22 protein-coding genes and 1 riboswitch are annotated in these 22,709 nt (G+C 61.2%); of the genes, 10 read left to right on the plus strand and 12 right to left on the minus strand.

What is annotated here, in order from left to right:
- Positions 1-5: 5 nt before the first annotated feature.
- From FHK92_RS02425 to FHK92_RS02435, 3 genes are read right to left on the minus strand one after another with little or no spacing between them, the layout of a single operon-like run.
- On the minus strand, positions 6-794 hold the full coding sequence (locus FHK92_RS02425; protein WP_181286662.1) for an ABC transporter ATP-binding protein: 789 nt from the start codon (positions 792-794) through the stop codon (positions 6-8).
- Positions 791-1,606, minus strand: a complete 816-nt coding sequence (locus FHK92_RS02430; protein ID WP_181286663.1) for an ABC transporter permease — start codon at positions 1,604-1,606, stop codon at positions 791-793. The genes FHK92_RS02425 and FHK92_RS02430 overlap by 4 nt, the downstream gene beginning before the upstream one ends.
- Before the next feature lie 15 nt (positions 1,607-1,621).
- Positions 1,622-2,689, minus strand: a complete 1,068-nt coding sequence (locus FHK92_RS02435) for a putative urea ABC transporter substrate-binding protein (RefSeq protein WP_181286664.1) — start codon at positions 2,687-2,689, stop codon at positions 1,622-1,624.
- 60 nt (positions 2,690-2,749) lie between these two features.
- Positions 2,750-2,851, minus strand: a riboswitch (guanidine-I (ykkC/yxkD leader).
- 304 nt (positions 2,852-3,155) lie between these two features.
- Between FHK92_RS02435 and FHK92_RS02440 the strand changes: the two genes are divergently transcribed.
- Positions 3,156-3,554 (plus strand): hypothetical protein, encoded by a 399-nt coding sequence (locus FHK92_RS02440; protein ID WP_181286665.1) that lies wholly within the window; start codon positions 3,156-3,158, stop codon positions 3,552-3,554.
- Between the two features lie 159 nt (positions 3,555-3,713).
- On the opposite strand, the gene FHK92_RS02445 is transcribed toward FHK92_RS02440, so the two are convergent.
- Positions 3,714-4,826 carry an enoyl-CoA hydratase/isomerase family protein gene (locus FHK92_RS02445; protein ID WP_181286666.1) on the minus strand — a complete coding sequence of 371 codons (1,113 nt, stop codon included), beginning with the start codon at positions 4,824-4,826 and terminating at the stop codon, positions 3,714-3,716.
- 131 nt (positions 4,827-4,957) lie between these two features.
- Between FHK92_RS02445 and ung the strand changes: the two genes are divergently transcribed.
- Positions 4,958-5,650 (plus strand): uracil-DNA glycosylase, encoded by a 693-nt coding sequence (gene ung, locus FHK92_RS02450; protein ID WP_181286667.1) that lies wholly within the window; start codon positions 4,958-4,960, stop codon positions 5,648-5,650.
- 128 nt (positions 5,651-5,778) lie between these two features.
- Here ung and FHK92_RS02455 read toward each other — a convergent pair whose 3' ends face one another.
- The 4 genes from FHK92_RS02455 to FHK92_RS02470 are packed head-to-tail and all read right to left on the minus strand — an operon-like array spanning position 5,779 to position 9,842.
- The gene (locus tag FHK92_RS02455) at positions 5,779-6,822 is read right to left on the minus strand and encodes an AbrB family transcriptional regulator (protein ID WP_181286668.1); all 1,044 of its coding nucleotides are present in this window, start codon (positions 6,820-6,822) and stop codon (positions 5,779-5,781) included.
- Positions 6,815-8,329: a tripartite tricarboxylate transporter permease gene (locus FHK92_RS02460; protein WP_181286669.1), complete on the minus strand. Its 1,515-nt coding sequence runs from the start codon at positions 8,327-8,329 to the stop codon at positions 6,815-6,817. Before FHK92_RS02460 ends, FHK92_RS02455 begins: the two co-directional genes overlap by 8 nt.
- 1 nt (position 8,330) lies before the next feature.
- On the minus strand, positions 8,331-8,792 hold the full coding sequence (locus tag FHK92_RS02465) for a tripartite tricarboxylate transporter TctB family protein (RefSeq protein WP_181286670.1): 462 nt from the start codon (positions 8,790-8,792) through the stop codon (positions 8,331-8,333).
- Positions 8,793-8,849: 57 nt separating this feature from the next.
- Positions 8,850-9,842, minus strand: coding sequence for a Bug family tripartite tricarboxylate transporter substrate binding protein (locus tag FHK92_RS02470; RefSeq protein WP_030138299.1), 993 nt, complete (start codon positions 9,840-9,842; stop codon positions 8,850-8,852).
- Between the two features lie 454 nt (positions 9,843-10,296).
- Here FHK92_RS02470 and FHK92_RS02475 point away from each other — a divergent pair, with 454 nt between their 5' ends.
- A complete protein-coding gene (locus FHK92_RS02475) occupies positions 10,297-10,968 on the plus strand; it encodes a response regulator (RefSeq protein ID WP_030138298.1) in 672 nt (223 codons plus the stop codon).
- Positions 10,961-12,352, plus strand: coding sequence for a sensor histidine kinase (locus FHK92_RS02480; protein WP_181286671.1), 1,392 nt, complete (start codon positions 10,961-10,963; stop codon positions 12,350-12,352). The genes FHK92_RS02475 and FHK92_RS02480 overlap by 8 nt, the downstream gene beginning before the upstream one ends.
- A 189-nt stretch (positions 12,353-12,541) precedes the next feature.
- Here the strand turns inward: FHK92_RS02480 and FHK92_RS02485 are convergent, their stop codons facing one another.
- Together FHK92_RS02485 and ygfZ are read right to left on the minus strand one after the other, a co-directional pair.
- Positions 12,542-13,363, minus strand: a complete 822-nt coding sequence (locus tag FHK92_RS02485) for an HDOD domain-containing protein (protein WP_181286672.1) — start codon at positions 13,361-13,363, stop codon at positions 12,542-12,544.
- A gap of 36 nt (positions 13,364-13,399) precedes the next feature.
- Entirely contained in the window at positions 13,400-14,341 is a 942-nt protein-coding gene (gene ygfZ / locus FHK92_RS02490; RefSeq protein ID WP_181286673.1) for a CAF17-like 4Fe-4S cluster assembly/insertion protein YgfZ, read from the minus strand.
- 149 nt (positions 14,342-14,490) lie between these two features.
- Here ygfZ and FHK92_RS02495 point away from each other — a divergent pair, with 149 nt between their 5' ends.
- Positions 14,491-14,745: an FAD assembly factor SdhE gene (locus FHK92_RS02495; protein WP_181286674.1), complete on the plus strand. Its 255-nt coding sequence runs from the start codon at positions 14,491-14,493 to the stop codon at positions 14,743-14,745.
- Entirely contained in the window at positions 14,729-15,181 is a 453-nt protein-coding gene (locus tag FHK92_RS02500) for a protein YgfX (RefSeq protein ID WP_181286675.1), read from the plus strand. The genes FHK92_RS02495 and FHK92_RS02500 overlap by 17 nt, the downstream gene beginning before the upstream one ends.
- On the opposite strand, the gene nadB is transcribed toward FHK92_RS02500, so the two are convergent.
- A complete protein-coding gene (nadB, locus tag FHK92_RS02505; protein ID WP_181286676.1) occupies positions 15,150-16,766 on the minus strand; it encodes an L-aspartate oxidase in 1,617 nt (538 codons plus the stop codon). The genes FHK92_RS02500 and nadB overlap by 32 nt on opposite strands.
- 557 nt (positions 16,767-17,323) lie before the next feature.
- On the opposite strand from nadB, the gene rpoE reads away from it, so the two are divergent.
- The 4 genes from rpoE to FHK92_RS02525 all read left to right on the plus strand — a co-directional run bounded on the left by rpoE (position 17,324) and on the right by FHK92_RS02525 (position 21,141).
- Positions 17,324-17,905: an RNA polymerase sigma factor RpoE gene (gene rpoE, locus FHK92_RS02510; protein WP_003172477.1), complete on the plus strand. Its 582-nt coding sequence runs from the start codon at positions 17,324-17,326 to the stop codon at positions 17,903-17,905.
- 30 nt (positions 17,906-17,935) lie between these two features.
- The gene (locus FHK92_RS02515) at positions 17,936-18,523 is read left to right on the plus strand and encodes a sigma-E factor negative regulatory protein (protein WP_030138292.1); all 588 of its coding nucleotides are present in this window, start codon (positions 17,936-17,938) and stop codon (positions 18,521-18,523) included.
- Between the two features lie 8 nt (positions 18,524-18,531).
- A complete protein-coding gene (locus tag FHK92_RS02520) occupies positions 18,532-19,479 on the plus strand; it encodes a MucB/RseB C-terminal domain-containing protein (protein ID WP_181286677.1) in 948 nt (315 codons plus the stop codon).
- 231 nt (positions 19,480-19,710) lie between these two features.
- Positions 19,711-21,141 carry a DegQ family serine endoprotease gene (locus FHK92_RS02525; RefSeq protein ID WP_181286678.1) on the plus strand — a complete coding sequence of 477 codons (1,431 nt, stop codon included), beginning with the start codon at positions 19,711-19,713 and terminating at the stop codon, positions 21,139-21,141.
- Between the two features lie 59 nt (positions 21,142-21,200).
- Here the strand turns inward: FHK92_RS02525 and FHK92_RS02530 are convergent, their stop codons facing one another.
- Positions 21,201-22,634 (minus strand): M48 family metalloprotease, encoded by a 1,434-nt coding sequence (locus FHK92_RS02530; RefSeq protein ID WP_181286679.1) that lies wholly within the window; start codon positions 22,632-22,634, stop codon positions 21,201-21,203.
- Positions 22,635-22,709: the final 75 nt, after the last annotated feature.

Raw genomic sequence — 22,709 nt, forward strand, 5'->3', positions numbered from 1 at the left:
TCCTCTCAAGCAATACGCAACGTGCCGGCCAAATCGGCGGGCAGGGCGTCGACGGCGGCACGGGCGGTGCGGCGGTCGCTGTTCAATGGAATGTCGTAGGTGATGCGCGCGCCGTAGGCGCCGGGGGCGTGGGGATCGACGCGCACCTTGTCGAACACCAGCAGGCGCGTGCCGAGGCTGAAACCTTCGGACAGGTCGTGGGTGACCATGAACACCGTCAATCGGGTCTCGCGCCACAACGCCAGCAGCAGCGCGTGCATGTCCTTGCGGATGCCGGGGTCGAGGGCGCCGAAGGGTTCGTCCAGCAGCAGGACCCGCGGCTTCATGATCAAGGCCTGGGCAATCGCCAGTCGTTGCTGCATGCCGCCTGAAAGCTGCGCCGGGTATTTGTCCAGCGCGTGGCCGAGGCCGACCTTGTCCAACAGTTGCGCCGCCTCTTCGCGAGCCTGGCGCTTGGCACTGCCGAACAGACGGCCCAGCAAAGGCGAACGCGGCAACTCCAGGCCCAGGGCGACGTTGTCCAGCACCGTCAGGTGCGGGAACACCGAATAGCGCTGGAACACCACGCCCCGGCTGGCATCCGGCTCGCCCGCCAAGGGTTCGCCATCCAGCAGGATCTGTCCGCGGCTGGTGCGCTCCTGGCCCAGCAACAAGCGCAGGAAGGTCGATTTGCCGCAACCCGAAGCACCCACCAGCGTGCAGAACTCACCCTCGGCGACGTTCAGGTTCAAGCGTTCCAGCACGACCTGGTCGGCGTATTGCTGCCAGACGTTGTTTACCGTGATGAAGCTCATGCTCTCGCCCCCTCGTACCAAGGGAACGCTCGAAGGGTCAGGCGCCTGAGCCCCCAGTCCATCAGCCAGGCGAGCAGCGTGATCCACACCACGTACGGCAGGATCACGTCCATCGCCAGGTAGCGACGCACGAGGAAAATCCGATACCCGAGCCCGTCCGTGGAGGCGATGGCTTCGGCGGCGATCAGGAACAGCCAGGCCGAGCCCAGCATCAATCTCAGGGAGATCAGCAGGCGTGGCAGCAGTTGCGGCAGCACCACCCGCAGCATTAGCGTCCAGGTCGAGGCCCCGAGGGTCTGGGCCTTGATCAGCAGTTCGGACGGAATCTCCCGGGCGCGCTGTTCCAGATCCCGCGCCAGGCACGGCGTGATGCCGATCACGATGAGCATCACTTTCGACAGTTCCCCCAAGCCGAAGACGATGAACAGGATCGGCAGGATCGCCAGGGGCGGCACCATCGAGACCACGGTAAGCAAGGGCGACAGCGGCGCGCCGAACAGCGGCAGCGTGCCGGCGGCAATGCCCAGGCACAGCCCTGCCAGGGCGCTGATGCCCAGGCCGATCGCCAGCCGACGCAGGCTCGACGCGGTGTCTTGCCAGAGCAGGTAGTCGCCGCTGCGGGCATCGGCGGTGAAGGCCAGGCGTTTCACCGCATCGACCATTTGCACGGCGCTGGGCAGCAGCTTGTCGTTGGGGTTCTCTGTCAGTCGTTCGGCCGAGCCCATGAAATAGGCGAACAGCACCAGCGCGAATGGCAGGATGACCAGCAGCAAGCGGCTGGGGCGATCCGGGTAGCGATTGATCAGGCGCATGCCAGGTCCTCCGGTCTAGAGCTTGGCGTCGGCGGCGAGCTGCACGTAAGTGGGGTCGAAGCGCAGCTTGAGGTTGGCCTTGTCGCCGCGGGTCACGCCATTGGCGAACGTCATGCCGACTGCGTCGGTGCTCTTGGCGCCTTCACCCAGCAAGCCGTGCTTGAACGAGAACTCGGCCACTTTGCCCATGGTGGCGGGCAGTTGATCGCTGGTGGCGAAGCCCAGCGCTTCCTTGGCCGTGGCGAACAATTTGGTGGTGTCCAGTTGCGCCTGGAAACCTTTGAGGTCGGTGCCCGACGCCTTGGCCATGTGTTCCAGCGCAGCGTTGGCGGCGGCATTCCTGGCATTCATCAGCGCCACGACTTCGAACCAGGCGCCAGTCAAAGCCTTGCCCAGGGCGGGGTTGTCCTGGAGGGTCTGGGTGTTGACCACCATCATGTCCATGATCTCGCCGGGCACCTGGCTGGAGTTGAACACTTCGCTCACGCCTGGCTGGGCTTTGATGTCCGAGAGCATCGGGTTCCAGGTGGTGACGGCCTTGACCTGGTCGGTGTTGAAGGCGGCGGAAATGTCGGCGTCTGAGGTGTTGATGACTTTCAGGTCTTTCTCGGTGAGATTGACCGAGTCCAGGGCGCGGGCCAGCAGGTAATGGGACACCGACAGCTCCACCAGGTTGACGTCCATGCCCTTGAGGTCGGCGACTTTCTTGCCGTCGCCCTTGAGGACGATGCCGTCATTGCCGTTGGAGAAATCGCTGACGATCAGCGCAGTGCTGTCCACGCCACCGGCGGCGGGGATGGTCAGGGCGTCCATGTTGGTCATGGTGCAGCCGTCGAATTGGCCGGCGGTGTATTGGTTGATGGATTCGACGTAGTCGTTGAGCTGCACGACATCAATGGTGATGCCGTATTTTTTCGCCCACTTATCGACGATGCCTTGGCTGCCGGCGTATTCCCAGGGCATCCAGCCGGCGTAAATGGTCCAACACACGCTGAAGTGGTCTTTTTGCGCGGCGGCGGACGAGAAACTCACGAGACCGGCGAATGCGGCGAGGAGCAGGGCGGACAGACGAAGCTTGAACATGGTGGTTCTCCAGTTGATCAAGGGCGGACAGGAGCAACGCGGCACCGCGAACGGTGGCTTGTCTCCCGGGCTTTTGTCCCGCCGTGTAACCTCAACTGGAGGTCGCCAACTCTCGGACCAGCCACTCGCCAAAGGCGAGCCGGAACCCTAGTCAGCCATTGCAAATTGTGGTGCCGCGAACCTGTGATGACTCCTGCACGGGGATTGTTAAAGCGAGAGCCGTGCCAATTCGGGCAAAGGCCCATGCCAGAGCGCGCGGGCGTCGGAGAGGGATGATCGAGGGCGGATTTGTGCTTGCTTGTGGTGCCATGGCGCACCGGAAGAGGGCGACGAGTGACATGTTTCCAGTTGTTGCCAGGTCGCACCAGATTCCGATTTTGCTGTCTGAATATTCGTCAGTCACACAACGTTGACTGCCGCCCATCAGCGTCGCTGATGTGGCCCATTCGCGGTCCAGGAGGCCGCCATGTATCGACGACTGCTCCTCATTGCGTTTCTTGGTCTGACTCTTTCGGCATGCGTGCCTTACTACGACGGAGACTCGAGCTATTACCGTTCAGAGGTCTACACCTCGCCAGGGCCGGCCTACTACAGCGGAGGATATTATTCGGCACCGCGTGGCTATTACGCACCGCGGTATTACCAACCGGCGCCACGCTATTACTCGGCACCGCGGTATTACCAGCAAGGCCCGCGCTATTACTCGCCACCGCGAGCGTATCGGTCTTATCCGGATCGGGGTGGCTGGGGTGGCCGTGACCGGGGTGGTTGGAATGACGACCGAGGCGGTCGTGGCGGGCGGGATCATTGGGGACACGGTGAGCGTGGACGTGGTGACCGCGATGGACGGGGTAACCACCGCTGATCCCCGGACAACAAAAAGCGGCGCATTGAGCGCCGCTTTTTTGTGCCTGCCATAAATCCATCCCCGTGGGAGCGAGCCTGCTCGCGAAGACGATGGCACATTCACGATTGTCGTAACCTGACCCACCGCTTTCGCGAGCAGGCTCGCTCCCACAAAGGCTCACTCGTTGGATAAGTCCGCCAACGGATGCCGCCCCTCCCACACCTTGTGAAAATGCGCCTCGACCGCCGCTTCCGGCACACGATTGATGTCTGGCCAGTGCCAACGGGGCTTGTGGTCCTTATCGATCAACCGTGCCCGCACGCCTTCGCTGAACTCCGGATGACGGCAGCAATTCAGGCTCAAGGTGTACTCCATGCGGAACACCCCGGCCAAGGAAAGATGCCGCGCCCGGTTGATCTGCTCCCAGACCAGGTGCGCCGTCAGCGGTGAACCTTCGGTCATGGTCTTGGCTGCCTTGGCGATCAGCGGATCGGGGTGATCCACCAGCAAACTCAGGGCTTTCCAGGCGCAGCGCACATCGCTGACATCCAGCCATTCGTCGATCTTCTCCCGGCGGGGCAGCCATTGGGCTTCGGGCAACTGGGCGAGGGCTTCTTGCTGCAAGGCCTTGAGCAGGCTGTTGAGCTGCATCTCGGTCTGTTCCTGCCAGTTAAGCTGCAGCAGGCCCTCGATCAAATCGTCCTGTTGACCGTCCAGGAGGAAACGGTCGGCCAGGCCAAGGTCGATGGCGTCACGGGCATTCATGTGGGCACCGGTCAGGCCGAGGAACAGCCCGAGCTTGCCCGGCAGGCGCGACAGGAACCAACTGGCGCCGACATCCGGATACAGGCCGATGCTGATCTCCGGCATCGCCAGGCGACTGCTCGGCGTAACGATCCGTGTGCTTGCGCCTTGCAGCAAACCCATGCCGCCGCCCAGCACATAACCGTGGCCCCAGCACAGCAGCGGCTTAGGGTAGGTGTGCAGGTTGAAGTCCAGGCGGTACTCAGCCGCGAAGAACTGCGCGGCCAGCGGTGGCACCTCACCGGGATGAGCGCGGCAAGCCTCCACCAGGCTGCGCACTTCGCCACCGGCGCAGAAGGCCTTGGCGCCGTTGCCGCGCAACAATACACAAACGATCTGCGGCTCCCTGGCCCAGGCATCCAGGCGATCATGTAGGGCGTTGATCATCGGCAGCGTCAGGGCATTCAGGGATTTTTCCGCATCCAGGGTGGCGATGCCGAGCCGCGCACCATTGCTACCGGTAAGTTCTTCGAAGTGCAGATTCATCGTGACCTCGATCAGAAATTTGAATGATCAGTATGACTGCTGTGGTGGAAAGTGTCGGATCAGCGTCAGATCAATTGACAAGCCTTGTAGGCTTTCCTAGGGTGCGCCCATTGTTTTTACCGGGTGTGCCCATGACTGCTGACGACCGTATCAAACTCGAACCGAGCTGGAAGCAGGCACTGCGTGCCGAATTCGACCAGCCCTACATGGCAGAGTTGCGCGAATTCCTGCGCCAGGAATTCGCCGCCGGCAAGGAGATCTACCCACCCGCGCCGTTGATTTTCAATGCGCTCAATTCCACGCCGCTGGACAAGGTCAAGGTTGTGATCCTTGGCCAGGACCCGTATCACGGTCCGGGCCAGGCCCATGGCTTGTGTTTTTCGGTGCAGCCGGGCGTGCCGACACCGCCCTCGCTGGTGAACATCTATAAGGAATTGAAGCGCGACCTGAACATCGACATTCCCAACCACGGTTACCTGCAAAGCTGGGCCGACCAGGGGGTGTTGCTGCTCAACACAACCTTGACCGTGGAGCGCGCCAATGCCAACGCCCACGCCAAGAAGGGCTGGCAGCACTTTACCGACAGGGTCATAGAGGTGGTCAGCGAACACCAGCCTCACCTGGTGTTCCTGTTGTGGGGCGCCCATGCCCAGAGCAAGCAGAAGCTGATCGATGCGACCAAGCATCTGGTGCTGACCTCGGTGCATCCGTCACCGCTGTCGGCCCATCGGGGATTCATCGGCTGCGGGCATTTCAGCCGGACCAACAAGTTCCTTGAGCAACATGGCGAGAAGCCGATCGAATGGCGGTTGCCGCCGGTTTGATACGCCAACCAGACGGCCCCCATCGCGAGCAAGCTCGCTCCCACACTGGATCTTCAGCGGCTATCAGATTCCTGTACGCCGCAAATCCCCTGTGGGAGCGAGCTTGCTCGCGATGAAGGCGACTCGGTTTAAGCGTTTGAATCCGGCCTGCGCATCCAATACCTGAACAACGGCTCCGCCAGAAACAGCACGAACAACAGCCGCATCACCTGCAACGCCGTGACCAACGGAACCGACAACTGCAGCGTTTCCGCCGTCAGGCTCATTTCGGCGATGCCACCGGGCATCATGCCCAGTGTCAGCGAACGCAAGTCCAGCTGGGTCAGGGTGCTCAGGCCCAGTGCCGCAAGCGTCGCGATCAGCATCGTCAATACCGTGCCAACCAGCGTGCGTCCCATGAACGACGGTGCCCGACGAAAGAACTGCCGGTTGAAATGGCAACCTAATCCACTGCCGATCAACCACTGGCCGACTTGGCTGGCGCCGTGGGGCAGGCCGATGTGCAGATCCCAGCCAATGCTCACCGCCGCGCTGACCAGCAGCGGCCCGAATAACCATGGGTTGGGTTGGCGCAAGCGTTCCCAGATCCAGGCGAGCAGGGCGCCAGCCGGGAACAGGATCGCCAGCCACATCCAGTCCACTGTCGTGGCGTGTTGCACCGGGGTTCCATCGCCCAGCAGATACTTGAACGCGGCCGGCACGCATAGCACCACCACCAGGACCCGCAAGCTCTGGCCCGCGGCAACATGGCTGAGCATCGCACCGTTGCGGGCGCCAAGGTTGACCATCTCGCCGGAGCCGCCAGGCATGCTGGAGAAGAAAGCGGTGGCGCGGTCTTCGCCGGTGCGGCGCATCAGCCAGACACTCACCACGCTGGACACGCTGGTGATCAGCGCGCCGAAGAAAATCAGGCCGAAGTGGCTCAGGACTTGTTCCATCACCATCGGCGTAAAGTGCAAACCGATGCCGATGCCCACCACCCATTGGCCGCATTTGCGGCCGCCGGGGATTTCCATCAATTGCCACGGCGTCAGGCAGCGCACCAGGATGATCGCCAACAGCGAGCCGACCATCCAGGGCAAGGGCCAGCCGATCAGGCTGGCCAGATAACCGCCGGCCAAGCCGACCAGCGGTGTTCCCCACCAATGTCTGAAAGTTGTTGCCTCAGACATTGGCCAGGGCACGACGCTGGGCGCTGCGACGACGCCAGATTCGCAGCAGGGGCATGAACAACATGATCGCCGTCAGGATCCAGCAACCGAAGGTGATCGGGCTCGACCAGAGGATTTCCAGCGCACCGTTGGAGATCGACAGCGCACGGCGCAGGTTCTGCTCCATCAGCCCGCCGAGGATGAAACCCAGCAAGACCGGCGACAGCGGGAAGTCCAGCTTGCGCAGGATATAGCCGAAGATACCGATACCGATCATCAGGAACAGGTCGAACGTGGTGGCGTGCACCGCATAGACGCCGATGCCCGTGATGATTGCGATCACCGGCACCAGCGCCCAGTTCGGCACGGCCAGGATGCGGGTGAAGATACGGATCATCGGGATGTTGAGGATCACCAGCATGACGTTGGCGACGAACAACGAGGCGATCAGGCCCCAGACGATATCCGGTTGCTGCTGGAACAGCAGCGGGCCAGGGGTGATGTTGTAAAGCGACAGCGCGCCGATCATCACCGCCGTGGTGCCTGAGCCTGGAACGCCGAGGGTCAGCATCGGCACCAGTGCACCGCAGGCAGCGCCGCCAATGGCGGTCTCCGGCGCCGCGAGGCCGCGCTTGTCGCCCTGGCCGAACGTACCGCTGGCACCGGCGATGCGCTTCTCGGTCATGTAGGCCACGGCACTGGCCAGCGTCGCACCGGCACCTGGCAACACGCCCATGATGAAGCCCAGCACACCACAGCGCAGGTTGACGACAAATACCGACGCCGCTTCCTTGAAGTTGAACATCATCCGCCCGGTGGCCTTTACCGCTTCCTGGCCACGGTGGGTTTTTTCCAGCAGCAACAGGATCTCGCTGATGGAGAACAGGCCCAGCACCAGTACGACGAATTGAATCCCGTCGGTCAGATGAATGTTATCGCCGGTGAAACGGTAGACACCGCTGTTGGCGTCGATGCCGACACTGGAGAGGAACAGGCCGATCAGCGCCGCGATAAAGGTCTTGAGCGGACGATCACCGGCCATGCCCCCAAGGCAGACAATGGCGAATACCATCAGGACGAAATATTCCGCCGGCCCGAAGGCAATCGCCCATTTGGCGAGCAACGGTGCGAACAACACCATGCCGCAGGTGGCGATGAGCGCGCCGATGAACGAACTCCACGCCGACAGCGACAACGCCACCCCGGCCAGGCCCTGGCGAGCCATTGGGTAGCCGTCGAGGGTGGTCATCACGGTGGAGGCTTCGCCCGGGATGTTGAGCAGGATCGAGCTGATTCGCCCGCCGTATTCACAACCCAGGTACACCGCCGCCAGCAGGATCAGCGCCGATTCCGGCGGCAGCCCCAGTGCGAAGGCAATCGGGATCAGCAGCGCCACGCCGTTGATCGGACCCAGGCCCGGCAGCAGGCCGACCACGGTGCCGATCAAGGTACCGCTCAGGGCCGTGACGAGGTTGTAGGGGGTCAGTGCAACGCCAAAACCCTGGCCGAGATAATTCAGGGTATCCATATCAATTCTCCAGGACGTCGAGCAGGCCCAAGGGCAGCGGCACGTCCATCACCTTGTCGAACAACAGATAAAGACCAATGGCCATCAGGCTGATGATCACCACGCTCGGCACCCAGCGACCGCCGTACAGGCGCGCCATCGGCACACCGATGAGAATGCTGGAGAGGATGAACCCCAGGGGTTCGAACGTTCCGGCGAAGACCAACAGCAGCACCACGCAAATGCCGATTTTCTGCAAGGTCTCGCGGTCCAGTTGTGGGTCGTCATCGCTGTGCACGATGGGCGCGGGTCGGAACACCATGTACAGCAGCGCCAGGCCCATCAGCCCCAGCATCAGCAAGGGGAAGGCGCGCGGGCCGACCGGCTCGTAGGAAAAAGGTGCCTGATACGGCCAGGCCATCAGCGCCAGGCCGATGCACGCCAGCAGCAGCACCGAGGCAAAAATACGTTGGATGGTGAGCATGACAAACTCCTGGGTGACGCCGAGTTCAGCTCGGCGCCACCACGAGAACAGAGGCGATTACTGAATCAGGCCAAACTCTTTGGCCAGCACCTTGTAGTCGGCTACCTGCTTTTTCACATAGGCGTCCAGCTCCGGGCCGGTCATGGCGAACGGGAACAGTTCGCGCTGGTCGCGCAGCTTGGCGAACTCTTCGGAGGCCAGCAGTTTGTCGAAGGCATTTTTCCACCAGGCGTATTCTTCATCGGTGACTTTCGGGCCCAGGTAGAAGCCACGTACCACCGGCCAGCGGATGTCGTAGCCTTGTTCCACGGCGGTCGGAATGTCTTTCATTTCCGGCTCGTCCAGGCGTTTGTCGGAGAACACCGCCAACAGACGCATGTCACCACTCAGGATATGTGGCATGGAGTCGGAGATGTCGGTACTGCCCACTTGGATATGTCCGCCGAGCAACGCGGTGGCGATTTCGCCGCCGCCTTCAAGGGCCACGTAGCGCAGTTTGCGCGGATCAATACCGGCGGCCTTGGCGATCAATGCAGTCTGCATCCAGTCCTGGCTGCCGACGGTGCCGCCGGAACCGATGACCACGGAGCCCGGGTCTTTCTTCAGGGCTTGTACGAGGTCGTCGAGATTCTTGTAGGGCGAATCGCTTTTCACCGCGATGGCGCCGTAGCTGGTGCCGACGGCAGCGAGCCAGCGTACGTTGGTTTCATCAAAACGGCCGAACTTGCCTTGCGCCAGGTTCAACAGCGAACCGCTGGACCAGGCCACCAGCGTGCCGGCGTCAGCCGGGCGCTGGGCGACCACCGCGTTGTAGGCCACCGCGCCGACACCACCGGGCATGTAGGTGACACGCATCGGCTTGGTCAGCAGTTTTTCGTTGACCAGTGCGCTTTGCGCCAATTTGCAAGTCAAGTCGAAACCGCCACCCGGGGCGGCGGGTGCGATGCATTCCGGGCGCTTGGGCTCTTTGGAGGCGTCAGCGGCGAGCAACGGCCCCGCGAACACGAGGCATCCGACGGCCAGGGCTACTTTACGCAGTGATAGGTTCATTTTTGTCTCCACAGGAGTTGTTGTTGTGTGTTGCAAAAAATATGGCCAAGGCCGGGCGAAGTTGACCGGCACCGGCATTCACGGGTGCGGCAGATCGCGCTGCGCGGATGCATCCTGACGTCGATGGACATCGGCGCGGGCAACGGCACAGGAAAGGGTAGTCTGGTTGGAGCTGGAAAGACGGGCGGGCATTGAAGCCTGAAGCTGTAGGGACAGCATGGTGGTGACTCCGCTTTATTGTTTTTATTTGGCGAAAACGCTTCGAGGCGTTTTTCGTTCGCGATCTGTTACGCGATCTACAGTCGTAACTGTTCGTATCGGGACTCTAGCCGGCCAACCTTTCGCTAACCTTTCAATAGCTTTCAGGATGCTTTTTGGCTTCACAGTTGCGGATGCGGCTGTAAACTCCGCGCCAAAGAATGGCGTCGGCCATCCCTTGAATCGAGGAAAAACCATGCGTGTTCTGCTCGTCGAAGATCATCTGCAGCTCGCCGAAAGTGTCGCCCAAGCCCTCAAGAGCACCGGTTTGACCGTGGACGTGCTGCATGACGGCGTGGCCGCCGACCTGGCCTTGGGCAGCGAGGAATACGCCGTGGTGGTCCTCGACGTCGGGCTGCCGCGCATGGACGGTTTCGAAGTGCTGGCGCGCCTGCGGGCCCGGGGCAAGACCACGCCGGTCCTGATGCTGACCGCTCGCAGCGACGTCAAGGACCGCGTCCATGGGCTGAACCTTGGCGCCGATGATTACCTGGCCAAGCCGTTCGAACTCACCGAACTGGAGGCCCGGGTCAAGGCGCTGCTGCGCCGTAGCGTGTTGGGTGGCGAACGCCAGCAGCGCTGCGGAGGACTGGTCTACGACCTGGACACCCGGCGCTTTACCCTCGACGACGAATTGATGACGTTGACCTCCCGCGAACAGGCTGTCCTGGAGGCGTTGATTGCCCGGCCCGGGCGGGTGATGAGCAAGGAGCAGTTGGCAGCCCAGGTCTTCGGCCTGGACGAAGAAGCGAGCCCCGACGCGATCGAGATCTATGTGCATCGCTTGCGCAAGAAACTCGACGGCCACGCCGTGGCGATCGTGACATTCCGGGGGCTGGGCTACCTGTTGGAAACCCGGGATGCATAAGCCCGACAGCCTGCGCTGGCGGCTGCTGCGCAACCTCGCATCGCTGCTGGTGGTGCTGATGCTCGCCAGTGGCCTGAGCGCCTATTGGAACGGCCGGGAGGCCGCCGATACCGCCTATGACAGGACGCTGCTGGCCTCGGCCCGGACCATCGCCGCCGGCCTTTCACAACGTGACGGTACGCTCAGCGCGGACGTGCCTTACGTGGCCTTGGACACCTTCGCCTATGACAGCGCCGGACGTATCTACTACCAAGTCAACGATATCCACCAACAACTGATTTCCGGTTACGAAAATCTCCCGGGTCCGCCGCCCGGCACGCCGCGCACCGACGATTATCCGGCCTTGGCACGTTTCTACAACGCGCGTTACCAAGGCCAGGACGTGCGCGTCGTCAGCCTGCTCAAAGCCGTGAGCGAGCCGGAAATGAACGGCATGGCGGAGATTCGCGTGGCGGAAACCGAAGAAGCGCGGATCAGCATGGCCCGGGGCCTGATGGCCGACACGCTACTGCGGCTGGGCATGCTGGCCGTCGGTGCGCTGTTGCTGGTGTGGTTCGCGGTCAGCGCCGCGTTGCGTCCGCTGGAACGCCTGCGTACGGCGGTGGAAGAGCGTCAGCCGGACGATTTGCGGCCGCTGCCGTTGGTGGAAGTCCAGCATGAGCTGTGGCCGCTTGTCCGGGCGCTCAATCATTTCACCGAGCGCCTGCGTGGCCAATTCGAGCGTCAGGCGCAATTCATTGCCGATGCCGCCCATGAACTGCGCACGCCCCTGGCCGCCCTCAAGGCGCGCCTGGAACTGGGCTTGCGCGCCAGCGAGCCGGCGACCTGGCGTGAGACCCTGGAAACCGCGGCCCAGGGCACCGACCGCCTGACCCATCTGGCGAACCAGTTGCTGTCACTGGCGCGAGTGGAAAACGGCGCCCGGGCGATTGCCGAGGGCGGTGCGCAATTGCTCGACCTGAGCCAATTGGCCCGTGAGCTGGGCATGGCCATGGCTCCCTTGGCACACGCCCGTGGCGTCGCGCTGGCGCTGGAAGCCGATGAGCCGGTCTGGTTGCGGGGCGAGCCGACCTTATTGAACGAGCTGTTGAGCAATCTGGTGGATAACGCGCTGGCCCATACACCGTCGGGTGGCAACGTGATCCTGCGGGTCGTCGCGCCCGCAGTGCTGGAAGTCGAGGATGACGGCCCCGGTATTCCTGAAACTGAGCGGGAACGGGTGTTCCAGCGCTTCTATCGGCGAAACCAGCAAGTGGCCGGCTCGGGCCTGGGGCTGGCGATCGTCGGGGAAATCTGCCGTGCGCATCTGGCGCAGATCACGCTGCACGACGGTCAGGACGGTGGGCTGAAGGTGCGGGTGAGTTTCATCCCGGGCTCAGAATAAGCCCCAGTTGAATGCTGTCCTGGCGGGATACTTACTTGTGGCGAGGGGATTTATCCCCGCTGGGTCGCGAAGCGGCCCCAAGATTTATTTATCGTTGCCCTTAGGCCGTGAGGAGCGCCTTGCGCCCAGCGGGGATAAATCCCCTCGCCACAGGGTTGATGCCAGGTTCAGGTTCGATGTCTGGGCTGTTCAGTAAAACATCGTCCGCGCTTCTTCAATGTCCGCGCAGCGATCCTTATCGTCGAGGTCGATGCCCAGCTTCTTGATTGCCGGCACTCCAAGCGCGTCGATCCGGCTCAACGGATGGTCGGTGTCCTTGTAGCAATACAGCGCGGCGACTTGCACCAGGTCGACATAATCGAGTTGTTTGGAGTCTCGGTTGAAATCCAGGTACAACCCCGGCAGCTTCACCAACCTTTCCGGAAACTCCCAGACACTGAGCAGCTTGTCGCCCAGCACCGGGTGAATCGTCTCGATGACGTGGTTGAGGCTGACGGGGTCCGACAGCAATTCATTATTGTCTTCGGCATACGTCAGGATCGGCAGGACGCCGATCTGATGGACCAATCCGCCCAAGGCCGCCTGATCAGGCTTGAGGTGCGTGTAGCTGCGGCAGAGGGCGTAGCTGACACCCGCTATTTCCAGGCTCTTGCGCCAGACTTCGCGCATCTTCTGTTCCACGACCTCGGAGCGGGCATGGAAAATCTGCTCCATGACCAGGCCAATCGCCAGGTTGCTGCTGTAGTTGACGCCCAGCCGAGTGATGGCCGTGTGCAGGTCCGTCACTTCCTGCGTGGCGCGCAGCAACGGACTGTTGACGACTTTTATCAGGCGCGCCGAAAGGGCGGTGTCACGGCCAATCACTTTGCTCAGGTTGCTGACGCTGATTTCCGGGTCTTCGGCGGCCCGGCGAATCTGCATGGCCACTTCCGGTAATGTTGGCAAGACCAGGTCATCATTATCGATGGCCGCCACCAAATCCCGCTGGACCTTATCCGCCAAATCGCTCATTTCGGTTCTCTAGGGTGTTGCGACAAAATGTTGCGATCAACGCTGGATTTCGCGGTCGCGGTCCAGTTCGTAAGGCAAGTCCAGCAATTGTAGCGCGGGTCCTTCCAAAGCACCGAGGTGCAAATTGCCATCTTCTGCCGCTTCGGCCTGCAATACTGCCAGCAGTTCAATATTTCGTTCCGCGCGGGCGGCAATGACGACTTCGCCGATAGAGCTGCCATGGGTGGGAGAAAACAGCGGGGTGCCTGGCGCCGGCAGTTCGTCTGCGTCCAATTGCAGGCGATACAGGCGACGCTTGAGCTTGCCCAGGTACTGCATGCGCGCGACGATTTCCTGGCCGGTGTAGCAACCTTTCTTGAAGCTCACGCCGCCTACGGCTTGCAGGTTGAGCATCTGCGGAATGAACAATTCGCGCGTGGCCGCCATGACCTGGCCGATTCCCGCGCGGACCTGGCCCAGCAGCCAGCGGTTCAAGTCGCCTTCGGGCAGTTGCTCGCGCAGCTGTGTCAGTAGCGTATCGGCGTGTTCGGCGCGAGCCCAGAGTTCAGCGCGGCCGGGGGAGACGCGAATAGCGATCAGCGATTGCTGGCGAATCACACTGTCGGTTTCGGCTGGCAGCTCCAGGCCCAGCCCGCTCAGCACGGTGTCCGCGTTCTCCAATCCGAAGCGAACCCACGCCGGGCTTTCATCGGTGAGTTTGGATTTGGAGAACACCGCGTATTTCTTCAGGTCCGCCAGTTGCGGCTCCAGCAGCTCCGTGGCCATGGCCATCAGTACGCCGTCGCCTTCGAGGACGATCCGAAAGCTTGATTGCATCCGGCCTTTCTGAGTGCAACGGGCGCCCAGGCTGGCCCGGCTGTCGCTGAGGTAGTTGAGGTTGCAGGTCAATTGGCCTTGCAGGAATTTGCCGGCATCCACGCCGCGGACCGCGAGTATGCCTTCGTGGGACAGGGTGCAGAAAAATGCGGAATCAGCCATGGGTCATCGCAGGGTAAAAAGTCTGGTAGACATCATAAGGGGACGCCCATGAAATGGGTAGTTCACAAAGGATTGACGGCGCCCGACCAAAGCCGTCTGTCACGCCACGGCGGGGCCTGTATACTTGCGCTCTATTTGAGGAGCGCTCCATGGTCGAAGATGTTGAACTGAATCGCCTCTACTGGCATAGCCGCCGCGGCATGCTTGAGCTTGACGTGCTGCTGGTGCCGTTCGTGAAAGAGGTCTACCCCCACCTTAACGAGATCGATCGTGCCTGCTACGTCCGTCTGCTCGAGTGCGAGGATCAGGACATGTTCGGCTGGTTCATGGAGCGCAGTGAATCCGAAGACCCGGAACTGCAACGCATGGTCCGGATGATTCTGGATCGTGTCCAGCCCAAGTAATCGCTTCGAATGCCGCTGGCAGGCCTCCGGGCAATTGCTGGCGGCGTACCTCGTAGCCCAGGCGTTCGCCCTGGGCTCGTTGCTGCTCCTGGCTGTCCCGTCCGGCTTCGCAGCCGTTGGCGTCATGCTGTGCCTGGGCCATGGCGCCTGGGTGTTACCGCGACATTTGCTGCTGACCCATCGACTGGCCTTTCGCGGCTTGCGTCGTGACGCCGATGGCTGGCAGCTCTGGCGCGTCGATGGCGGCTGGCAACCGGTGCAGTTGCGACCTGACAGCCTCGCATTGCCCATGATCGTGGTGCTGCGCTTTCGCCTTAAGGGCGAGAGGCGGATCCGCTCGTTATGCGTGCCTCGCGACGCGCTGGCGCCGGATGTCCATCGGCGCCTGCGGGTGCAGCTCCGGTTCAGCCGGCGTAGGTGGGCGGTACCAGGATAGTATCCAGCGCCTCGGGCAACAGGTTCGGATAATCGAGCGTGTAATGCAGGCCCCGGCTTTCCTTGCGCTCCATGGCCGAGCGAATCATCAGTTCGGCCACCTGCGCCAGGTTGCGCAGTTCAATCAGGTCGCGGCTGACTTTATAGTTACTGTAGAACTCATCGATCTCATCGAGCAGCAGGCGCACCCGGTGCTGCGCCCGTTGCAGGCGCTTGTTGGTGCGTACGATGCCGACGTAGTCCCACATGAAGCGCCGCAGTTCGTCCCAGTTGTGAGCGATGATCACGTCTTCGTCCGAGTCGGTGACCTGACTGGCGTCCCATGAGGGCAGGGCCGTCGGGATGGCGATCTGGGGTAATTGCTCAAGAATGTCGGCCGCCGCCGAGCGCGCGTAGACGAAACATTCCAGCAACGAGTTGCTGGCCATGCGGTTGGCGCCGTGCAGGCCGGTGAAGCTGGTTTCGCCAATGGCGTACAGGCCGGGCACGTCCGTGCGCCCATGCTGGTCAACCATCACCCCGCCACAGGTATAGTGCGCCGCCGGTACCACTGGGATCGGCTGCTTGGTAATGTCGATGGAGAATTCCAGGCAGCGCTCGTAGACCGTCGGGAAATGGCTCTTGATGAACGCCTCGGGTTTATGGCTGATGTCCAGATAGACACAGTCGATACCCAGGCGCTTCATCTCATGGTCAATGGCCCGCGCGACGATGTCCCGGGGCGCCAATTCGGCGCGAGGATCGAAGCGCTGCATGAAGCGCTCCCCGTTGGGAAGCTTCAGATGAGCGCCTTCGCCACGCAGGGCTTCGGTCACCAGAAAACTCTTGGCCTGCGGGTGATACAGGCAGGTAGGGTGGAATTGGTTGAATTCCAGGTTCGCCACCCGGCAGCCCGAGCGCCAGGCCATGGCGATGCCGTCACCGCAGGCTCCGTCGGGGTTGCTGGTGTAGAGATAGACTTTCGCCGCGCCACCGGAGGCCAGTATCACGAAGCGCGCACCGTAGGTGTCGACTTCTCCCGTGCCGCGGTTGAGCACATAGGCGCCCAGGCAGCGATCACCCTCCAGGCCCAGGCGTTTCTCCGTGATCAGGTCGATCGCGACTCGCTGTTCCAGCAATTCGATGTTGGGGCGCTGGCGGGCTTGGGCCAGCAGCGTCTTGAAAATGGCCGCACCGGTTGCATCGGCGGCATGGATGATGCGCCGATGACTGTGTCCGCCCTCGCGGGTCAGGTGAAACTCAAAGCCGCCATCTTCGGTGCCGGATTGTTCGTCCCGAGTGAACGGTACGCCTTGGTCGATCAGCCATTGAATGGCCTCCCTACTGTGCTCGACCGTGAAGCGCACCGCTTCCGGGTTGCACAGCCCGCCGCCCGCATTCAGTGTGTCGTCGACGTGGGATTGGACGGTATCTGCATCATCCAGCACGGCAGCCACGCCGCCCTGGGCCCAGAACGTCGAACCGTTGGCCAGGTCGCCTTTGCTCAGCACTGCGATGCGCAAGTGCGCGGGCAAGGTCAAGGCCAGGCTCAACCCGGCGGCGCCGCTGCCGATTACCAGAACATCATGTTGGAACTGTTGGCTCATTCGAATGGTTTCCGCTTGAAGCGACCCGGGTCGGGGTTGGCGCCAGACACCGCTTCGACGGGTCAGGCAGCCACGCAGCCCACTAGTATATAGAGGGGGGGATCGGCACAATAGCCGGGCGTTCATGGCAATGTGAAACCAGTGTGACAGGAAAGCGATGCGCTTCGTCGGATCAAGGTTTCGATGAATGTGCGACAACGCGACCTTTTCGAGGACAGAACGCTGTTTATCTCGTCATGGTCGCTAAATCTTCGCGTTGAAGAGCGATAAATAGTGGGAACTTTTGCCAAGCGCGTACGTTCAATAGACGGTTGTCTGCAAAAGGGAACAGCGTCGGGTTGGTGCAGGAATTCATCTGAATCCTCGTCCGACAGGCCCGGCGACAGATTATTCGCGCGGCCGGGGAATCTCGTGCTGCGTTTTTCGTGCGTGCCGGATCAGAGCGCGCCGGAAACTTGCTTTGAAGGGGGAGAACTTTTGCGAAAAGCCCGAGTCTATGTTTGCAAGCCCGGTCAATTGGTAATGCAAGCCTCCTTCGAGCTCATCGAGGAGTGTTCATGCTAACCCAGGAAGAGGATCAGCAGCTGGTCGAACGCGTTCAGCGCGGCGACAAGCGAGCTTTCGATCTGCTAGTGCTGAAATACCAGCACAAAATTCTCGGGTTGATCGTGCGTTTCGTGCACGACACCCATGAAGCCCAGGATGTTGCCCAGGAAGCCTTCATCAAGGCCTACCGCGCACTTGGAAATTTTCGCGGGGATAGCGCGTTTTACACGTGGCTTTACCGCATCGCCATTAACACGGCGAAAAACTATCTGGTTTCACGCGGCCGCAGGCCGCCGGATAGCGATGTGAGTTCCGAGGATGCCGAGTTCTACGATGGCGATCATGGCCTGAAGGATCTCGAATCACCAGAACGTGCATTGCTGCGGGATGAGATTGAAGGCACCGTCCATCGAACCATCCAGCAACTGCCTGAAGATTTGCGTACGGCTTTAACTTTACGTGAATTCGACGGTCTGAGTTACGAGGACATTGCGAGCGTCATGCAATGTCCGGTGGGTACCGTGCGCTCCCGGATCTTCCGCGCTCGGGAGGCCATCGATAAAGCCCTGCAACCGTTGTTGCAGGAAAACTGAGACAGCGGCGACAGCCAAGAGAGGAACGCCATGAGTCGTGAAGCCCTGCAGGAATCGCTGTCCGCAGTGATGGATAACGAAGCGGACGAATTGGAATTGCGTCGGGTATTGAATGCCTTTGACGATGTTGAAACCCGTGAGACCTGGGCTCGTTACCAGATCGCCCGGGCTGTCATGCACAAGGATCTGCTGCTTCCGCGTCTGGACATCGCTGCGGCGGTTTCTGCTGCACTGGCTGATGAAGCCGTACCGGCGAAAGCCTCCCGCGGACCATGGCGCAGCCTGGGCCGACTGGCTGTTGCCGCTTCGGTCACCGTCGCCGTGCTGGCGGGTGTACGTCTGTACAACCAGGATGAGATAGCTGGCGTGCAAATGGCGCAGCAGTCCAACCAGCCAAGCCTGGCGACGCCACAGGTCAAAGGTCCTGCGGTTCTGGCCGGTTACAGCGAAAGTTCGGAAGCCGCAGGTCCCATGACCAACGGGGTTCTGCAAGGACAGCCTGGCTGGCACGATCAGCGTCTGCCCAACTATCTGCGCCAGCATGCTCAACAAGCTGCGTTGAAAGGTACTGAAAGCGCTCTGCCATATGCTCGTGCAGCCAGTCTGGAAAACCGTTAAGGAGGACCATGCGCGCCATACCTCTCGTTTCGCTTCTGCTCGGTGGCTGGTGTGTGGCTCCAGCCTATGCCGGTGAGGCTCAGGACTGGCTCAATCGTCTGAGTCAGGCCGAGCAACAGCAGAGCTTCCAAGGTACTTTCGTTTACGAGCGTAACGGTAGTTTTTCTACCCATAACATCTGGCATCGCGTCCAGGATGGCAAAGTCCGCGAGCGGTTGCTCCAGCTCGACGGTTCGGCACAGGAGGTCATGCGCATTGACGGACATACTCAATGCGTCAGCGGCACCTTGATCGCCGGGCTGGGAAACGCGCCTGATGGCACTGCACGGACGCTCGATCCGCAAAAACTCAAGAATTGGTACGACCTTGCCGTCATTGGCAAGTCGCGCGTGGCCGGGCGTCAGGCTGTCATTGTCGCCCTGACCCCTAAAGACCAGCATCGCTATGGCTTCGAGCTGCATCTGGACAAAGAGACCGGGTTGCCGCTCCAATCCCTGTTGCTTAATGACAAGGGTCAGTTACTCGAACGCTTCCAGTTCACTCGTTTGAATACCTCTGAGCCTTCGGAAGGTGACCTTCAGGCGAGTGTCGAGTGCAAGGCTGTCATTCAGGATTCCAATAAAGCTACCGCCGTGAAGACTACCTGGCATTCAGACTGGCTTCCGCCTGGTTTTGAACTGACCAGCAGCGTGGCACGCAATGATCCGGATACCAAGATCCAGGTCAATAGCCTCATGTATGACGACGGGCTCGCTCGTTTCTCGGTATTCTTGGAAGCGCTGAATGGCGCCACCGCAACCGACACTCGGACCCAGCTTGGTCCCACCGCTGCGGTATCCCGCAGACTGACCACGCCCCAAGGCGAAATGATGGTCACGGTGGTGGGCGAGATTCCTATCGGTACGGCGGAACGGATCGCATTGTCCATGCGCTCTGATGTCCCGGCAGCCCAATAGTACTTTGCTCAGGTGGCTCGATTGCGCAAGAGGCCGATGACGCCAAGGCTTGATCGAAATGCCGAAACTTCCTGTCAGCATTTTCATTTGCAAAATAACCAATTTTTTTCTATTAGGTCAGAGCCGCTCGGCTCTGGCCTTGTCTGTTTGCGGAACAGTAATACCGGCGTATCGTTCTCCGGTAGTCCTTGCTCCATATCGCTTAACCATGCTCGTCGTAACGGGAGCCGTATGTCGATACCACGCTTGAAAACCTATCTTTCCATAGTTGCCACCGTGCTGGTCCTCGGTCAGGCCGTTCCTGCCGTGGCAGTGGAATTACCGGACTTCACACAATTGGTCGAACAGGCTTCGCCCGCTGTCGTGAACATCAGTACCACACAGAAGTTGCCGGATCGCCGAGTCTCGGACCAGCAGATGCCGGATCTCGAAGGCCTGCCACCGATGTTGCGCGAGTTCTTCGAGCGGGGGATGCCGCAGCAACCGCGTTCGCCGGGTGGCGGTCGCCAGCGTGAAGCCCAGTCCCTTGGGTCGGGCTTCATCATTTCGCCTGATGGCTACATCCTGACCAACAACCATGTGATCGCCGATGCCGATGAGATCCTGGTGCGCCTGGCCGATCGCAGCGAGCTGAAGGCCAAGCTGATCGGCACCGACCCGCGCTCCGATGTGGCGCTGTTGAAAATCGACGGCAAGGACCTGCCGGTGCTCAAGCTAGGCAAGTCCCAGGATCTGAAGGCCGGTCAATGGGTCGTCGCCATCGGTTCGCCGTTCGGTTTTGACCACACCGTGACCCAAGGTATTGTCAGTGCCATCGGGCGTAGTCTGCCGAATGAAAACTATGTGCCTTTCATCCAGACCGACGTGCCGATCAACCCGGGTAATTCCGGTGGGCCGTTGTTCAACCTCAACGGTGAAGTGGTGGGCATCAACTCCCAGATCTACACCCGTTCGGGCGGCTTCATGGGCGTTTCGTTCGCCATTCCGATCGATGTCGCCATGGATGTATCCAACCAACTGAAAAGCGAGGGTAAAGTCAGCCGCGGTTGGTTGGGTGTGGTCATCCAGGAAGTGAACAAGGATCTGGCCGAGTCGTTCGGGCTGGAGAAACCCGCCGGTGCGTTGGTTGCGCAGATTCAGGAAGGTGGTCCGGCCGCCAAGGGCGGTTTGCAGGTGGGTGACGTGATCCTCAGCCTCAATGGCCAGCCAATCATCATGTCCGCCGACTTGCCACATCTGGTGGGCGCGCTCAAGGCTGGCGCCAAGGCCAACCTGGAAGTGATCCGCGAAGGCAAGCGCAAGAATGTCGAGCTGACTGTCGGCGCGATTCCGGAAGAGGGTAAGGAACTCGAATCTCAGCCCAAGTCCGGCGTCGAGCGCAGCAGCAATCGCCTCGGTGTTGCGGTGGTCGAGCTGACTGAAGAGCAGAAGCGGACCCTGGAGCTGCAGGGTGGCGTGGTGATCAAGGAAGTGCAGGACGGTCCTGCTGCGCTGATCGGCCTGCAACCAGGCGACATCATTACGCACCTGAACAACCAGGCCATCGGCTCCGCCAAGGAGTTCACCGACATTGCCAAGGCATTGCCGAAGAACCGCTCGGTGTCGATGCGTGTCCTGCGTCAGGGGCGTGCAAGCTTCATCACCTTCAAGCTGGCCGAATAAGCCGAGCTGAAAAAAAACCGCCTCGATGTCGAGGCGGTTTTTTTATGCCTGATGGATATTCAACCCATCATGTCCTTGACCATCCGCTCTTGTTCCATGAGCTCCCGCTGCCGGGCATCGATGCGCGACGACAACGGGAAATTGCTTCCCGCACGTCGTTTGGCGAAGTCCAGTTGTTGGATGGCTTGACGATAATCGCCGACCAACGCGAAGTACTCGGCGCGGGCCTGGTGCAAACCGATGATGTTGCCCGACAAGCCACGCGTCTCCGCGACCATGTACCAGACGTCCGGATCGTCCGGACGGCTCTTGAGCAGGGTCTCCAACGCTTTTTCAGCATCGGCGGGACGATTCTGCTTGAGTAGCAGGTCGACACGGACCTGGTTGAGTGGGTAATTGCCCGGGTACTGGGTCAGCAGGCGGTCGACGCGAGATTGAGCGTCTGGCAGTTTGTTGCTGGTGATGTCCAGATCCACCTGGGCCAGGTTATAGATGATCTCGTTGGGTGATTTGGCCAGCAGCGGCTTGAGGTTTTCACGGGCCTCATTCAGCTGGCCGCCCTTGACCTGGGCAATTGCCAGGCCATAGCGGGCCACGTCGTTCTTCGGGTTTTCGTCGAGCAGCGCGCGGAAGCGCTTGGCGGCCAGCCCCGGGGTTTCTTCATACGTCAACTGGACCCGCGCGCGAATCAGTTGATAGCGCATGCTGTCTTCTATGCCCCCCGGCTTGGCCTGTTCGGCGCGGTTACGGGTGTCGGCGATACGCGACTCGGTAACCGGGTGAGTCAGCAGGAACTCCGGAGGGCGGGCGTCAAACCGGTACTGGCGCATCAGGCGCTCGAACATGGTCGGCATGGACCGAGGATCGTATCCGGCCTTTTCCAGGTTCTGGATGCCGATGCGGTCGGCTTCCTGCTCGTTCTGGCGCGAGAAGCGCCGTTGTTCCTGAATGGCCGCGGCCTGGGTCCCGGCGATGGCAGCAATCCCGGCATCACCGCCACCGGCGGCGGCAACCACGATGCCAGCCAGCAGTGCCGCCATCATCGGCACTTGCATGCGCTGTTGAGCTTCCACGCCGCGGGCGAAGTGGCGCTGCGACAAGTGCGCCAGTTCATGGGCCATGACCGAGGCATATTCGCCTTCGGTTTGTGCGTTGAGGAACAGGCCGCCGTTGACCCCGACGATTCCGCCGGGTGCGGCGAAGGCGTTGAGCTGTGGGCTGTTGATCAGAATGAACTCCAGGCGCCGGTCATTGACCTGGCTGGTTTCCACCAGCTTGTAGACGCTGGTTTCGACGTAATCCTTGAGCTGCGGGTCGTTGAGTTGCGAGACCTGGCTACGCAGCAGGGCCAGCCAGGCGCGGCCCAATTGGTGTTCCTGTTCCGGCGAGACGATGGCAGAACTGGCATCGCCAAGTGACGGCAGGTCGTCGGCGAAGCCCGGTGAGGCGAGCAGGCAAGCGAGCGTCAGCAGGGTGGGGCGCAGAAATGTCATGCACGAAGCCTTAGTCGACAAAGACCTTACTGTAGCCGGACAGCGTGTCCGGGACCAGATATTCTAGGCGGCTCG

The organism is Pseudomonas brassicacearum subsp. neoaurantiaca (genome assembly GCF_013608025.1).
Lineage (GTDB): Bacteria > Pseudomonadota > Gammaproteobacteria > Pseudomonadales > Pseudomonadaceae > Aquipseudomonas.

Excerpts from the sequence above, each read along its gene's own strand:
- FHK92_RS02530 (WP_181286679.1), bottom strand. The coding sequence starts at position 22,634 with ATGACATTTCTGCGCCCCACCCTGCTGACGCTCGCTTGCCTGCTCGCC.
- FHK92_RS02445 (WP_181286666.1), bottom strand. The coding sequence starts at position 4,826 with ATGAATCTGCACTTCGAAGAACTTACCGGTAGCAATGGTGCGCGGCTC.
- FHK92_RS02430 (WP_181286663.1), bottom strand. The coding sequence starts at position 1,606 with ATGCGCCTGATCAATCGCTACCCGGATCGCCCCAGCCGCTTGCTGCTG.
- ygfZ (WP_181286673.1), bottom strand. The coding sequence starts at position 14,341 with ATGGCTGATTCCGCATTTTTCTGCACCCTGTCCCACGAAGGCATACTC.
- FHK92_RS02515 (WP_030138292.1), top strand. The coding sequence starts at position 17,936 with ATGAGTCGTGAAGCCCTGCAGGAATCGCTGTCCGCAGTGATGGATAAC.
- nadB (WP_181286676.1), bottom strand. The coding sequence starts at position 16,766 with ATGAGCCAACAGTTCCAACATGATGTTCTGGTAATCGGCAGCGGCGCC.
- FHK92_RS02470 (WP_030138299.1), bottom strand. The coding sequence starts at position 9,842 with ATGAACCTATCACTGCGTAAAGTAGCCCTGGCCGTCGGATGCCTCGTG.
- FHK92_RS02455 (WP_181286668.1), bottom strand. The coding sequence starts at position 6,822 with ATGTCTGAGGCAACAACTTTCAGACATTGGTGGGGAACACCGCTGGTC.
- FHK92_RS02520 (WP_181286677.1), top strand. The coding sequence starts at position 18,532 with ATGCGCGCCATACCTCTCGTTTCGCTTCTGCTCGGTGGCTGGTGTGTG.
- rpoE (WP_003172477.1), top strand. The coding sequence starts at position 17,324 with ATGCTAACCCAGGAAGAGGATCAGCAGCTGGTCGAACGCGTTCAGCGC.
- FHK92_RS02435 (WP_181286664.1), bottom strand. The coding sequence starts at position 2,689 with ATGTTCAAGCTTCGTCTGTCCGCCCTGCTCCTCGCCGCATTCGCCGGT.
- ung (WP_181286667.1), top strand. The coding sequence starts at position 4,958 with ATGACTGCTGACGACCGTATCAAACTCGAACCGAGCTGGAAGCAGGCA.
- FHK92_RS02485 (WP_181286672.1), bottom strand. The coding sequence starts at position 13,363 with ATGAGCGATTTGGCGGATAAGGTCCAGCGGGATTTGGTGGCGGCCATC.
- FHK92_RS02495 (WP_181286674.1), top strand. The coding sequence starts at position 14,491 with ATGGTCGAAGATGTTGAACTGAATCGCCTCTACTGGCATAGCCGCCGC.
- FHK92_RS02465 (WP_181286670.1), bottom strand. The coding sequence starts at position 8,792 with ATGCTCACCATCCAACGTATTTTTGCCTCGGTGCTGCTGCTGGCGTGC.
- FHK92_RS02475 (WP_030138298.1), top strand. The coding sequence starts at position 10,297 with ATGCGTGTTCTGCTCGTCGAAGATCATCTGCAGCTCGCCGAAAGTGTC.
- FHK92_RS02440 (WP_181286665.1), top strand. The coding sequence starts at position 3,156 with ATGTATCGACGACTGCTCCTCATTGCGTTTCTTGGTCTGACTCTTTCG.
- FHK92_RS02525 (WP_181286678.1), top strand. The coding sequence starts at position 19,711 with ATGTCGATACCACGCTTGAAAACCTATCTTTCCATAGTTGCCACCGTG.
- FHK92_RS02425 (WP_181286662.1), bottom strand. The coding sequence starts at position 794 with ATGAGCTTCATCACGGTAAACAACGTCTGGCAGCAATACGCCGACCAG.
- FHK92_RS02460 (WP_181286669.1), bottom strand. The coding sequence starts at position 8,329 with ATGGATACCCTGAATTATCTCGGCCAGGGTTTTGGCGTTGCACTGACC.
- FHK92_RS02480 (WP_181286671.1), top strand. The coding sequence starts at position 10,961 with ATGCATAAGCCCGACAGCCTGCGCTGGCGGCTGCTGCGCAACCTCGCA.